The sequence below is a fragment of the Cupriavidus basilensis OR16 genome, assembly GCF_000243095.1.
Lineage (GTDB): Bacteria > Pseudomonadota > Gammaproteobacteria > Burkholderiales > Burkholderiaceae > Cupriavidus > Cupriavidus basilensis_D.
In genome coordinates this window covers 1-12,829 of the sequence record NZ_AHJE01000009.1, presented here as the reverse complement: position 1 = coordinate 12,829, position 12,829 = coordinate 1, and the positions used below count along the sequence as shown (strand labels likewise).

The following is a 12,829-nucleotide window of genomic DNA, read 5'->3' as shown; positions in this document are numbered from 1 at the left end:
CCCCCGCAGGGGGATGTCGTACGGCTCTTGGGTGCAAAAACCAACGCCGCTCAACGAAACATCGACCAACCCAAAAAACAAGCCACCAACTACAAACAACGCCCCGCAGGCACCAACTCATCCACCAAATCCCGCATATGCCGCCAATGCGACCCCTCCCAAAACACCCGCTGACAGCACCCGCAAGTCACGAACCGCTCCTGCCGCGCCAGCACGCCCGGCGGCACCCGGCCATCGACCTCGGTCTTGTCGATCGCCCGCAGCGGCACATTGCAGTCCAGGCACAGCGAGAACGGCCGCGCGCTGCGGGCCAGGTCCAGCCGCGCAAAGATCTCCCGCAACTGAGGCGTGGCCTTGATGGCGCGCACATAGCAACCGTGCGTGACACCCCGCCGCTTGAGCAGCTCGCGGTCCCGCGTGAGCACGATGCGGCCCTCGCGCATGGCGATGGCTTCGATCTCGCTATCGGCGTAATGGTTGTCGTAGAGGGTGTCAAAGCCCGTCAGGCGCAGCAGGTGGGCCAGCCCGCCCAGATGGGCATCGGCAACGAAGCGCGTCGCGCGCAGCGGCTCGGCACGCACGCGCAGCAGCGGCGTGATGTCGAAGGCTTCGAACTGGGGATAGACCGAGACGCGGTCGCCATCCCGCAACGTGCGCTCGAAGCCGCATGACTCGCCGTTCACCAGGATCAGCTCGACCTCGGTGTGCGGCACGCCCAGCGCCTCGATCATGTGCTTGACGGTGGCGGCGCGCGCGCAGGCGCACACGCAATCCCTGCCACGCTGCGCACGCGGCAGGAAATCGTTCAGTTCCTCGTAGAAACGAAACGTGGCTTCAGTTCCTCGTAGAAACGAAACGTGGCGGTGACGGTGGCAGGGTCGGTGGCCATGAGCCAAAGTATGCCACCGCCGGGCAGCGCCTCAGCCCGCCTGGTTGGCCAGCCGCAGCGTGGATTCCACGGAAAGCCGCGCCCAGGCCGTCATGGCCTCGGCCGACTCCAGGCAGGCCGGTGGGGCGCTCAGGTAATGCTGCATGGAGATCTCGCGGCCATTGCGGCTGTAGCGGAACGGCTCGCCACCCTCGGCCTCAAAGCCTGCGCGGGTCTGGTCGTCCACCTTCAGGTAGCAGCGCCCGCCCAGCACCAGCGCGAACACCAGGCCGTCGTAGTACAGCGCATGGCCGCCAAACATGCGGCGCGTGGTGATCGGGCCGATGCGCGCCGCCAGCGGCCCCAGCAGTTCGAGCAGGTGGTCGATGAAGGGATCGGGACGGCGGGCCGGCATGGCGCTTGTGCGGGCGGATGCCTTAGAGCTTCAGGCGCTGCCAGATGGCTTTGGTCGCGCTGGCCGTGTTGAGCGTGTAGAAATGCAGCCCCGGCACGCCGGCCGCGAGCAGTCGCTCGCACAGCGCGGTGACCACGTCCAGGCCAAAAGCGCGGATCGATTCGCGGTCGTCGCCGAAGCCCTCCAGGCGCTTGGCGATCCAGCGCGGCACTTCGGCGCCGCACATCTCGGAGAAGCGCATCAGCTGCGAGGAGTTGGTGATCGGCATGATGCCCGGCACGATCGGCACGTCCACGCCCATGGCCCGCACGTCATCGACGAAGCGGAAGTAGGCATCGGCGTTGAAGAAGTACTGGGTGATGGCCGAGTCGGCGCCGGCCTTGACCTTGCGCACGAAATTATCGAGATCGTGGCGGGGCGACTTGGCCTGCGGGTGGTACTCCGGATAAGCCGCCACCTCGATGTTGAACCAGTCGCCGGTCTCGGCGCGAATGAACGCCACCAGCTCGTTGGCATAGCGGAACTCGCCGATCTCGCCCATGCCCGACGGCATGTCGCCGCGCAGCGCCACGATGTGGCGGATGCCGCCTTGGCGGTATGTCTTGAGGATATCGCGGATGCTCTCGCGCGAAGAACCCACGCACGACAAGTGCGGCGCGGCCTCGATGCCTTCGCGCTGGATCTCCAGCACGGCGTCCAGCGTGCCCTGCTGGGTGGTGCCGCCGGCGCCGAAGGTCACCGAGATGAACTTGGGCTGCAGCGGAGCGAGCTGCGCACGCGTGTTGCGCAGCTTCTCGGCGCCCTCCGCCGTCTTGGGCGGGAAAAATTCAAAGCTGAAGTAGCGGTCTTGCATGATGGTGGCGCGCCGCCTATGGCGCGGCGCGCTGAAAAATTGGCATGGGACGCCGGACGGCGTCATCGCTGCGGCGTTCGCCGAGCAGCACGCTCGACAGGGCCCAGGAGATCACGCTGTAGAGGATCGAGCCGAGCAGGGCCGCACCAAAGCCGGTGACCACGAAACCGGCCAGCAGCTTGCCCACGAACAGGAACAGCAGCGCGTTGATCACGAAGATGAACAGGCCGAGCGTCAGCAGCGTCACCGGCAAGGTCAGGATCACCAGGATCGGCCGGATCAAGGTGTTCACCAGGCCAAGCACTAGCGCGGCGATCATGGCCGAGCCGAAGCCGCCAAGATGAATCCCATCGATCAGGCTGCCCACCAGGAACAGCGCGGCAGCGTTGATGATCCAGACGGCCAACAATCTCATGACGACTCCTTCGCTTGGGTCAAACGGATTCGGGGCAGATTCGGGGCACGACACCCGCGGCGCGCGGGCGCCGCGGGTTGACGAACTGGCGGCCGACCAAACACGGATCGGCCGCCGCTCACCGGCAGATCAATAGCGGTAGTGATCGGCCTTGTACGGGCCTTGCTTGCTCACGCCGATATAGGCGGCTTGCTGCTCGGTCAGCTCGGACAGCTGCGCGTTGTGATGGCCTGGTCCTTCATCTTGGCCATGTGGTCATGGGTGATGACGTGGTAGTTGCCGGTGCAGGTGACGAAGATGTCGGCCTTGTCGGCAGCATATTCCATGGTCACCACGCGGTAGCCTTCCATCGCGGCCTGCAGTGCGCAGATCGGGTCGACTTCGGTCACCCACACCTGGGCCGACAGGGCGCGCAGTGCCTGCGCGCTGCCCTTGCCCACGTCGCCGTAGCCGGCCACCAGCGCAACCTTGCCGGCGATCATCACGTCGGTGGCGCGCTTGATGCCGTCCACCAGCGATTCACGGCAGCCATAGAGGTTGTCGAACTTGCTCTTGGTCACCGAGTCGTTGACGTTGATGGCGGGGAACTTGAGCTCGCCCTTTTGCGCCATCTGGTACAGGCGGTGCACGCCGGTGGTGGTTTCCTCGGTCACGCCCTTGATGGCGTCCAGGTTGCGGCTGTACCAGGACGGATCCTTGGCCAGCTTTTCCTTGATCGCGGCGAACAGGAAGGTTTCTTCCTCGCTGCCCGGCTTGGCGATCAGCGATGCGTCCTTCTCGGCGCGGGCGCCCAGGTGCAGCAGCAGCGTGGCATCGCCGCCGTCGTCCAGGATCATGTTGGGGGTGCCGCCATCCTTCCAGTCGAAGATGCGGTGGGTGAAGTCCCAGTATTCCTTCAGCGATTCGCCCTTGAAGGCGAACACCGGCGTGCCGGAAGCCGCGATGGCCGCGGCAGCATGGTCTTGCGTGGAGAAGATGTTGCACGAAGCCCAGCGCACGTCGGCGCCGAGCGCGACCAGCGTCTCGATCAGCACAGCGGTCTGGATGGTCATGTGCAGCGAGCCGGCGATGCGCGCGCCCTTGAGCGGCTGGGCAGCGGCGTACTCGTCGCGGATGGCCATCAGGCCGGGCATTTCGGTTTCGGCGATGGCGATTTCCTTGCGGCCCCAGCCGGCGAGGCCCAGGTCGGCCACGAGGTAATCGTTGTTCAGGTCAGTCACTGCGTTCATGTTTCACTCCGATGAAGAGTGGCGACGAAGGACGAGTGCGGGGAATGCGGCCGCGCCATGCAAGGATGGTGAAAACCAAGGCCATTGCATAAGCATAACGGGCGGATAGGTCGACTCGCCTCCGTGTGTGTGCCACGGATCAGCGAGCGCCGTTGAAGACAGTCCGAGCCTGGCGAATGGCACAATAAGGCCCATTCGTTGCAACGCTCCTCGGAGTGGCGGTATTGTAGCCTGCCCCGGCGCGCTTCGCACCGCCACCGCCATGAATTTTTCTTGACCGCCGGCCCAGCACATGACCCTGACGACACACCGCCCCCCGCGCACCCTGACCATCGCCGGCTCCGACTCGGGCGGCGGCGCCGGCATCCAGGCCGATCTCAAGACCTTTGCCGCGCTGGGCTGCTTCGGCATGAGCGCGATCACCGCCATCACGGCGCAGAACACGCTCGGGGCGTGACCGGCGTGCATGCCATCCCGGCCGACATGGTGGCGGCCCAGATCGACGCGGTTGCCAGCGATATCGGCGTGGATGCGGCCAAGACAGGCATGCTGGGCACGGCGGCCATCGTCGAAGCGGTCGCCGCCACGGTGGACCGCCATGGTATTCGCCAGCTGGTGGTGGATCCGGTCATGATCTCCACCTCCGGCGCCACCCTGGCGGACGACGCCACCACCCAGGCCATGGTGCGCCTGCTGTTCCCGCGCGCCGTGCTGGTCACACCCAACCTGCCCGAGGCATCCTACCTGCTGGGCCGCAAGATCACCCGCCGCGAGGAGATGGAGCAAGCCGCGCGCGACCTGGCCGCGCTGGGCTGCCCCGCGGTGCTGCTCAAGGGCGGGCACCTGGAGCCTGCCGATGCCGGCCTGGACGACCTGCTGCTGAGCGCCGATGGCACCGTGCGCGTGTTCACGCATCAGCGGGTCGACACCCGCAACCTGCATGGCACCGGCTGCACACTGGCTGCGGCCATCGCTGCCCAGCTGGCAAGGGGCGATAAGCTGGAAGACGCGGTGGAAGTGGCGCTGGATTTCGTGGCCGACGCGATTGTGGCGGGCGCCGACTTTACGCTTGGGGCCGGCAACGGGCCGCTGAATCACGGCTTTGCCCCGCGGGTACTGGGTTAAGGAGGGTGAGGGGGCAAACCGGCGGTATGATCGGGCGCCTGAGCGCCGATGCGTCAAACCTGACCACATTCCACCATGCCCACCCTCACCCAGATCGACCTGCGCACTGACCCTGCCGCCGCCCGTTACCAGAAACACGAAGTCGTCCAGGTGGCTTTCGCCAGGGCAGCCGGCGAGCTCATCAGCCTCGAAGGCCCCAACCGCTACCAGCCTGGCGACGCCATCATCACCGGCTCTACCGGCGACCGCTGGGTCGTCTCGCGCGAGCGCTTCGACCCCAAGTACGAACCGCTGCAAGCCGGCACCCGCGGCCAGGACGGCGCCTACCAGAACATCCCTGGCGTAGTGCTGGCCAAACGGATGGATCGGGATTTCAGCATTGCCCGCTCGGCAGGCGGCGACGTACTGCATGGCGCGGCCGGCGACTGGCTGATGCAATACGCGCCGAACGACTACGGCATCGTCCAGCAGGCCCGCTTCGCCCAGGTCTACCGGCCGGCACCGAGCCAGGCCTGAAGCTTCAATCCCCGCCGCTGCTCAGGGGCACCAGCTTGAACGCGGCGCGCGCCACGCACACCACCTCGCCCGCTGCGTTCTTCACCTCGCCTTCGCAAAACGCGATGCGCGCGCCGCGCCGCATGCAACGCGCTTCCAGGTGCAGCTCACCGCGCGCCGCGGCCAGGAAATGCGTGGACATGTCGATGGTGATCACGCCGGTTTCCAGCGGCGCGTGCGAGCGCGCGGCACCGCTCAGCGTGAAATCCAGCGTGGCCATCAAGGTGCCGCCGTGCACGTCGCCCCGGCTGTTGACCAGGAACGGGCTGACCGGCAGGCGCGTGCGGCACAGGCCCTCTTCCATCCGCACGGGTTGCAGGCCGAGATGGCGCATCAGCGGCACGTCGATGCCGAAGTAGGGTTTCTCGGGCGTGCCCGGCGCTACCGGGACAATCTGAGCGGGACTTTCCAAAACAGTTCTTCCTTATTCGCGTCATGCGAGTTCCACCACCGCCTGGCCCTCGGCGACGGCGTCGCCGGGCAGCACCAGGATGGCTTTGACCACGCCAGCATATTCGGATTCGAGCGGGATCTCCATTTTCATGGATTCGATCATCATCACGGCGTCGCCGGCCGCAATGGTAGCGCCAACTTCGATGTGGATGGCGCAGACATGGCCGCTTACCGCGGCTTCGATCTTGTTCATCAGGCAGCTCTCTGGGTAGGTTGTTGGTTCTCTGCGGCAGGCGTGGCCAGCACGCGCTGGGCGAGCGCGGTATCGATGCGCCCGGCCAGGAAATCGGGATGCGCAAGCACGCGCAGGATGAAAGGGATGTTGGTCTTGACCCCGGCTACGGCGAAATCCCGCAGCGCCGCGCACAGCGTGGCGATGGCCTCGCCGCGATCGGCGCCGGTGGCGATCACCTTGGCCAGCATGGGGTCGTAGTACGGCGTGACGCGGGCGCCTTCGGCATAGCCGGTTTCCACGCGGATACCTGCGCCTTGCGGCGGGCGGAACACCTCCAGCGGGCCAGGCGATGGCAAGAACCGCACCGGATCCTCGGCATACACGCGTGCCTCGATGGCATGGCCTTGCGCGGGGACCCCGCTGCCCGGCAGCACATCATCGATGCGCTCGCCGCGCGCCAGCCGGATCTGCGCGGCCACGATATCCACGCCGGTGATCTGCTCGGTGACGGCGTGCTCCACCTGCAGGCGCGTGTTCATCTCCAGGAAGACGAATCCGGTGGCCGGCGTGTGCAGCATTTCCACCGTGCCGATCACGTCGTAACCGATGCCGGACAGCAGCGCCGAGAGCTTGGACGCCATGGCTTGCACCTCGGCGCGGTCCAGCCCGTGCGCGCGCGCTTCCTCGATGACCTTCTGGTGACGGCGCTGCACGGAGCAATCACGCTCCCACAGGATGCGCACGCCGCCGTGGCGGTCCGCCAGCACCTGGAACTCGATATGGCGCGGCTGCTCAACCAGCTTCTCCAGGTACAACTCGGCCTGGCCAAAGCTGCGCTGCGCCACCGAGCGTGCCTGCTGCCAGGCAGCGGCCAAGCCGGCCGCATCACGGACCGGCACCATGCCGATGCCGCCGCCACCGCCGGCGGGCTTGATCAACACCGGATAGCCGATACCCTGCGCCGCGGCGGCAACGGTGTCCATGTCGTCGGGCAGTACCTCGGAGCTAGGCGCCAGCGGCATGCCTTGCGCGGCCATGAAAGCGCGCGCCTCGGTCTTGTGGCCAAGGCGCCGGATCCAGTGCGGGGACGGGCCGATAAAGCACAGGCCGGCGGCCTCCACGCGCTCGGCGAAGGCGGCGTTCTCCGACAGGAAGCCATAGCCGGGATGCACCGCATCGGCACCGCTGGCACGCGCGGCTTCCAGCAACTTGCCCTGGTCCAGGTAGCTGGCCAGCGGCGGCGCCTCGCCCAGGCGCAGCATGGCGTTGGCTTCGCGCAGGTAGGGCAAGCCGGCGTCGGCATCCGAGTACACAGCGACCGATTCCAGGCCCAGCCCGCGCAGCGCGCGGATAATGCGCGCCGCTACCGCGCCGCGGTTCGCGACCAGTACGCGACGCAAGGGACGTACCGGACGTACCGAACGTAACGTTTCGCAGGCCTTCGTCGTGGCAATCATGACGTCTCTCCCGCGCGGATCACCACCGCATCGACCAGCACCGGCGCCACGCCGGCGCGGCTCACCATGACCGGATTGGCGTCGACCGAGCGTACCTGTCCCTGCGCCCGCACCATCCAGTCGCCCAGGCGCACCAGCATCTGCGCCAGCGCGTCCACATCGACCGCCTCCATGCCGCGCAGCGCGCCGAAAGCGCGCGCAACGCGCAGCCGGCCGAGGGCCTCGCGCGCCTGCGTGGCGTTGAAGGGCGCGACCAGGAACTGCACGTCGTCGATCGCTTCGACCAGCACGCCGCCCTGCCCCACCATCACCACCGGTCCGTAGACGTCGTCAATGTGCGCGCCCACCGCCAACTCGAAAGCGCCGCGTTGCTGGCGCGCCAGCAAGACGCCGCCATGCTGGATGCCCTGGCTGGCGGACAGCCCGCGCAGCATATGGTCAAGGTCATGGAAGGCAGCCAGTGCCTGCGTCTCGTCGGCGAGGCCGAGGCGCACAAGCCCGAGCTCGGACTTATGCGTGATATCGGGCGAAACGCCCTTGGCGACCACCGGTGCGCCCAGCTCGGCCAGCGCGCGGCGCACATCATCCGCGCTGTGGCACAGGCGATGCTGCACTACCGGCAGGCCGGCCTGTGCCAGCGCCGCCAGGCTTGCCACTTCGTCGAGCGATACGCTGGGGGCGGCATTGTCGTTGGCGAACACCGGCGGCAGCGCGGCTGGCTCGGCCAGCGCGGCGGCATTCACCGCCGCGTGCTGCGCGAGCATCCCCAGCGCGCGCATGGCGGCACACTCGCTGTCGAACACCGGCACGCCTTGCGCGCGGAACGCCTGCGCCACCCATTCCTGGTTGGCGCTGACCACCACCGGCACGCCGCTGGCCGAGGCAAAGCGGCCGGTCTGCGCGGAGAAGTCGGCAAAGTCGTAGCCCTCGCCGCCGATGGGAAAGCCCACGTAGATCATGTCGGCCTGGCGCTGCGCGGCCACCACTTCCAGTGTCTGCCCGTAGATATGCGGCTGGCCCAGCAGCGCGGTGGTCATGTCGATCGGATTGCGCGCCGACACAAAGGCTGGAAGCACTGCCTTGAGCGCGGTTTCCCCATCGCCTTCGAACTGACACAGCGCGAGGCCCTGATCCTCGGCGGCATCGGCCGCCAGTACGCAGGTCGCGCCGGAATTGCTGATCGCCACCACCTTGCGTCCACGCGGGCGCTGCCCGCCGATAAACACCTGGCTGTACTCGACCAGCTCGCGGAAATCCGCCACGCGCTGGATCCCGTGCTGGCGCAGGAAGGCGTCGGCCAGTGCATCCTCACCGGCCAGCGCGCCCGTGTGCGAGCTGGCGGTGAGTTTCCCGGCCTGCGTGCGGCCAGCCTTGACCGCGAGGATGGGGATGTCGCGCTGGTGCGCGATCCGCGCAGCCTGCGCCAGCACGGCCGGGTCTTTCAGCGATTCGATATAGAGCAGCAGCACCCGGATGTCCGGATCGGCCGCGACCGCGCGCAGCACCTCGGCGGCGGTGATGTCCGCCTCGTTTCCGGTCGCCACCATATAGCGCACGCCGATGCCCTTGCGGCGCAGGCCACCGTAGATGATGGAAGAGCCCGCGCCACTCTGGCTGACGATGGCGACCGGCCCATCCTGCCCGGCCTCCTCGTTGATCATGGTGGAGAAATGCAGGATGGCGCCATCGCGGAAGTTGGCCACGCCCTGCGTATTGGGGCCGAACAAGCGCAAGCCGCCCGCGCGCGCGCGCTCGACCAGCCTGCGTTGCTGCGCCGCGCCGGCCTCGCCAAGCTCCGCAAAGCCCGATGAATAAATCACCGCTGCGCGCGCGTTGATCGCCAGGCACTGGTCGATGGCCTGTTCAACCTCCTGTCCCGCTACGCTGACCACCACGACATCGGGCGCATCGGGCAGCGCGGCAAGTTCGGGATAGGCCTGCAGGCCCTGGATCTGCGCGCGTTTGGGATTGACCGGATACACGCGCCCGGCAAAGCCGTAGCGGCGCATGTAGTCGACAGGCCGGCCGCCGGCCTTGATCGGATTATCGGAGGCGCCAAGGATGGCAACCGAGCGCGGGGCCAGCAGTTCGAGAATGTTGTCGCTCATCTCAATCCACCTTCACCTTGGCTTCGGTGGCCACGCGCTTCCACTTGACCAGTTCCGCCTGCACAAACGCGCCGAACTGCTCCGCGTTCAGCGTGCCGGGCGTGGTGCCGCTCTGCGCCAGGTTGGCCTTGGACTCAGCCGTGTTCATGCTCTTCACCGCGTCGCGGTTCAAGCGCTCGACCAGCGGCTTGGGCAGGTTGGCCGGGCCATAGAAGCCAATCCACGTGGTGGCCTCGTAGCCGGGCACGCCCTGCTCGGCAATGGTAGGCACATTGGGCAAGGCCTCGCTGCGCTTGGCCGAGGTCACGCCGATGGCCTTGACCTTGCCGTCCTTCACATAGGGCGCCATCGTCATCACGTCGTGGAACAGCGCTGGGATCTGGCCGCCGAGCAGGTCCGACAGCGCCGGCGCCGCGCCCTTGTAGGGAATATGCGTCAGCGGCGCGTTGGTCATCAACCGCAGCAGTTCCCCCGACATATGCGTGGCGCCGCCGATGCTGGATGAGCCGAACGACAAGCCGTCCTTCTGCTTCTTCGCGTACGCAAGGAATTCCTGCAGGTTCGACACCGGCACATTGTTGTTCACCACCAGCACGTTGGGCGTGGTCGCCAGCAGCGCGATCGGCGTGAAGTCCTTGCTGGCGTTGTACGGCAGCTTGGGCCGCACCGCGGGATTGATCACCTGGTGCGTGGCGCTGACCAGCAGCGTGTAGCCGTCCGGGTTGGCGCGCGCCACGATCTCGGTGCCGATCTGGCCGCTGGCGCCGGCGCGGTTATCCACCACGAACGGCTGCTTGAACTCGGCCTGCATGTCGCGCGCGATGCGGCGCGCCAGCAGGTCGGTCATGCCGCCGGCGGGAAACGGCACGACGATGGTGACGGGCTTCTGCGGCCAGTGTTCCTGTGCCTGCGCGCCGGCGGTGCTCAGCAGTGCCGCGCCAACGGCCAGCGTGGCAGTGACGATGGCACCGAGGGTGGGGCGGTGCGCACGGATAGGTCGGTGATTGGGCAAGGCGGTCTCCATTGTTTTGTTTGTGTCTGGTTTTCCTGGCGGCCTCTCGCCTCACGGCCGGATGCCGAACTTGCGCACGCCCGGCTCGCGCAGCGGCGCCGCCAGGTTGGCGAATTCGCACAGCAGCGAGCGCGTATCGCGCGGGTCGATGATGTCCTCCACCACGAAGGCTTCGGCGCTGCGGAACGGCGACGTCAGGCTGCGCACGCGCTGCTCGATCTCGGCGCGCTTTTGCACGGGGTCGTCGGCGCCTTCGATCTCGGCCTTGTAGGCGACTTCCAGCCCGCCCTCGATCGGCAGCGAGCCCCAGTTGCCCGACGGCCATGCATAGCGGAAGTTGAAGCGGCCCATATGCTGGTGCCCCGCCGCCGCCACGCCATAGGCGCGGCGCAGGATCACGGAGCACCACGGCGTGGTGGCCTGGTACACCGCGGCCAGCGCGCGCACGCCGTAGCGCATGGTGCCGGCCTTCTCGGCTTCCAGGCCGATCTGGAAGCCGGCGATATCGACCATATTGATCACCGGCAGGTGGAAGGCTTCGGCCAGGTCCACGAAGCGGATGAATTTCTCCGCGGTGGGGCCGTCCCAGCCACCGCCGTAGTGATACGGATCGCTCGCCACTACCGCCACCGGCCAGCCATCCACGCGCGCCAGCCCGGTCACGATGGCGCGGCCCCAGTGGCGGCCCATCTCGAAGAAGGAGCCCTGGTCCACCAGCGCCTCGACAATGGGGCGCACCTTGTAGACGGAGCGGCTGTCACGCGGGATCGCACCGAGCAGCCATTCATCGCGGCGGGCGGGATCGTCGCTTGGTTCCATGCGCGGCGGCAGTTCATGCACCGAGCCCGGCAGGTAGGACAGGAAGCGGCGCGCGCGCGCAAAGGCTTCTTCCTCGCTCGCCACTTCGTCATCGACGACGCCGTTGCGCGTATGGATCTGGCTGCCGCCGAGCTCGTTCTTTTCCAGCACCTGGCCGATGCGCGCCACCACCGGCGGGCCGGCGTTGAACAATTGCGCGGTGCCCTTGACCATCACCGAGTAGTGGCTCGCGGCCACGCGCGCCGCGCCCATGCCGGCCACCGAGCCCAGCGCCAGCGATACCACCGGCACCAGCGACATGTTCTCCACCACGTGCTGCCACACCTTCATGGTGGGGATGTTGGTGTAGCCCTTGTTCTCGATATTGCGCACCGAGCCGCCACCGCCGGTGCCGTCCACCAGCCGTACCATGGGCAAGCGCAGGTCGTGCGCCATCTTCTCGGCATGGATCAGCTTCTCGCCAACCGCGCCATCGTTGGCGCCGCCGCGCACGGTGAAGTCGTCGCCCACCAGCACCACCGGACGGCCGTCCACCTTGGCGCGCCCCATCACCAGGTTGGCGGGCGTGAGGCCCACCAGGCGGCCATTGCTGTCGTACTGGCCGCTGCCGGTGAGCGCGCCCACCTCGCGGAACGATCCGGCGTCTGCGATCGCGTCGATGCGCTCGCGCACGGTCAGCTTGCCGGCGTCCTTGTGCCGCTTGACCTTGTCGGGGCCGCCGAGCTGCGCGGCGAGTTGCTTGCGGTAGGCCAGTTCATCGATTTCGGGCTGCCAGGACACGGCGGTCTCCTTAGTGCTGTTGCGATAGTCGTGGGCTGTTTAAACGCAGCAAACGTGCCAGGTGCGCCAGCCCTTGATTTCATTGTTCTTTTCATGGCCCGCTGATATTGTGTTCGCAACAAGGACACTGAAGTGCCCACGATGGAGACACAACATGTCGTCACCAGCGACACCCGAAGACACTTTCCCCAGTACTGAAGACAGCCTCGGCGTGCTGGTAGCCAGCCACGCGGGAGACGTACTTGCCAGCCTGGGACTAGCCGCCAACGCCACGCTGGCGACCGCCGCGCTGGCCGCCAGCGCACGGCTCGCTGGCGACGACGATCCCTCCCGGGATGCCGGCCGCCTGTTCGAGTGCAGCCTGCCCGGCACCGGCAACAAGCCCGGACGCCGCTTCATCGCCATGTGCCTGCGCGACCGTGAGCGGAAAGTCATCCTGCTGCGCCCGGCCGAGCGTGACGCAGCCCTCTTCGACTTCCTCGGCGCAGTACCTTTTGCCGGCGCGATCCTCGATCACTTCATCACCAACCCCTACCAGGCCATCACCGTGGCGGACCGCGCCGGC

The 12,829-nt window shown here is 67.2% G+C and carries 11 protein-coding genes, 4 pseudogenes and 1 riboswitch; of the genes and pseudogenes, 3 read left to right on the top strand and 12 right to left on the bottom strand.

The features are described from left to right. Positions 1-89: 89 nt before the first annotated feature. The 6 genes and pseudogenes from OR16_RS03070 to OR16_RS03050 all read right to left on the bottom strand — a co-directional run. Positions 90-833: pseudogene (locus tag OR16_RS03070) on the bottom strand (Mut7-C RNAse domain-containing protein); the annotation flags it as partial. Between the two features lie 87 nt (positions 834-920). Then, the gene (locus OR16_RS03065) at positions 921-1,283 is read right to left on the bottom strand and encodes a TfoX/Sxy family protein (RefSeq protein ID WP_006156496.1); all 363 of its coding nucleotides are present in this window, start codon (positions 1,281-1,283) and stop codon (positions 921-923) included. 22 nt (positions 1,284-1,305) lie between these two features. Further along, on the bottom strand, positions 1,306-2,136 hold the full coding sequence (metF, locus tag OR16_RS03060) for a methylenetetrahydrofolate reductase [NAD(P)H] (protein WP_006156495.1): 831 nt from the start codon (positions 2,134-2,136) through the stop codon (positions 1,306-1,308). A 16-nt stretch (positions 2,137-2,152) separates the two neighbouring features. Continuing rightward, positions 2,153-2,551 carry a phage holin family protein gene (locus OR16_RS03055; protein ID WP_006156494.1) on the bottom strand — a complete coding sequence of 133 codons (399 nt, stop codon included), beginning with the start codon at positions 2,549-2,551 and terminating at the stop codon, positions 2,153-2,155. A 129-nt stretch (positions 2,552-2,680) separates the two neighbouring features. Continuing rightward, positions 2,681-2,755, bottom strand: a complete 75-nt coding sequence (locus tag OR16_RS48055) for an adenosylhomocysteinase (RefSeq protein WP_423739629.1) — start codon at positions 2,753-2,755, stop codon at positions 2,681-2,683. A gap of 20 nt (positions 2,756-2,775) precedes the next feature. Next, a pseudogene (locus tag OR16_RS03050) lies at positions 2,776-3,780 on the bottom strand (adenosylhomocysteinase); the annotation flags it as partial. Between the two features lie 137 nt (positions 3,781-3,917). Next, a riboswitch (S-adenosyl-L-homocysteine riboswitch) is annotated at positions 3,918-3,998 on the bottom strand. 74 nt (positions 3,999-4,072) lie between these two features. Between OR16_RS03050 and thiD the strand changes: the two are divergent. Both thiD and OR16_RS03040 read left to right on the top strand, forming a co-directional pair. Next, a pseudogene (gene thiD / locus OR16_RS03045) lies at positions 4,073-4,905 on the top strand (bifunctional hydroxymethylpyrimidine kinase/phosphomethylpyrimidine kinase). A 75-nt stretch (positions 4,906-4,980) separates the two neighbouring features. After that, a complete protein-coding gene (locus tag OR16_RS03040; RefSeq protein ID WP_006156490.1) occupies positions 4,981-5,421 on the top strand; it encodes a PGDYG domain-containing protein in 441 nt (146 codons plus the stop codon). 4 nt (positions 5,422-5,425) lie between these two features. Here the strand turns inward: OR16_RS03040 and OR16_RS03035 are convergent, their stop codons facing one another. Genes OR16_RS03035 through OR16_RS03010 form a run of 6 tightly spaced genes read right to left on the bottom strand, consistent with a single transcriptional unit; the run spans position 5,426 to position 12,264 of the window. Then, the gene (locus OR16_RS03035) at positions 5,426-5,872 is read right to left on the bottom strand and encodes a PaaI family thioesterase (protein ID WP_006156489.1); all 447 of its coding nucleotides are present in this window, start codon (positions 5,870-5,872) and stop codon (positions 5,426-5,428) included. A 21-nt stretch (positions 5,873-5,893) separates the two neighbouring features. Continuing rightward, entirely contained in the window at positions 5,894-6,106 is a 213-nt protein-coding gene (locus tag OR16_RS03030) for an acetyl-CoA carboxylase biotin carboxyl carrier protein subunit (protein WP_006156488.1), read from the bottom strand. Next, complete coding sequence (locus OR16_RS03025) at positions 6,106-7,545, bottom strand: acetyl-CoA carboxylase biotin carboxylase subunit (RefSeq protein ID WP_006156487.1); 1,440 nt, start codon at positions 7,543-7,545, stop codon at positions 6,106-6,108. The genes OR16_RS03030 and OR16_RS03025 overlap by 1 nt, the downstream gene beginning before the upstream one ends. Next, positions 7,542-9,653 (bottom strand): acetate--CoA ligase family protein, encoded by a 2,112-nt coding sequence (locus OR16_RS03020; protein WP_006156486.1) that lies wholly within the window; start codon positions 9,651-9,653, stop codon positions 7,542-7,544. Before OR16_RS03020 ends, OR16_RS03025 begins: the two co-directional genes overlap by 4 nt. Position 9,654: 1 nt before the next feature. Continuing rightward, positions 9,655-10,665: a Bug family tripartite tricarboxylate transporter substrate binding protein gene (locus OR16_RS03015; protein WP_237716907.1), complete on the bottom strand. Its 1,011-nt coding sequence runs from the start codon at positions 10,663-10,665 to the stop codon at positions 9,655-9,657. A gap of 51 nt (positions 10,666-10,716) precedes the next feature. Then, positions 10,717-12,264 (bottom strand): acyl-CoA carboxylase subunit beta, encoded by a 1,548-nt coding sequence (locus tag OR16_RS03010; RefSeq protein ID WP_006156484.1) that lies wholly within the window; start codon positions 12,262-12,264, stop codon positions 10,717-10,719. Positions 12,265-12,418: 154 nt separating this feature from the next. Between OR16_RS03010 and OR16_RS03005 the strand changes: the two are divergent. Then, positions 12,419-12,829, top strand: a pseudogene (locus OR16_RS03005) (Fis family transcriptional regulator); the annotation flags it as partial.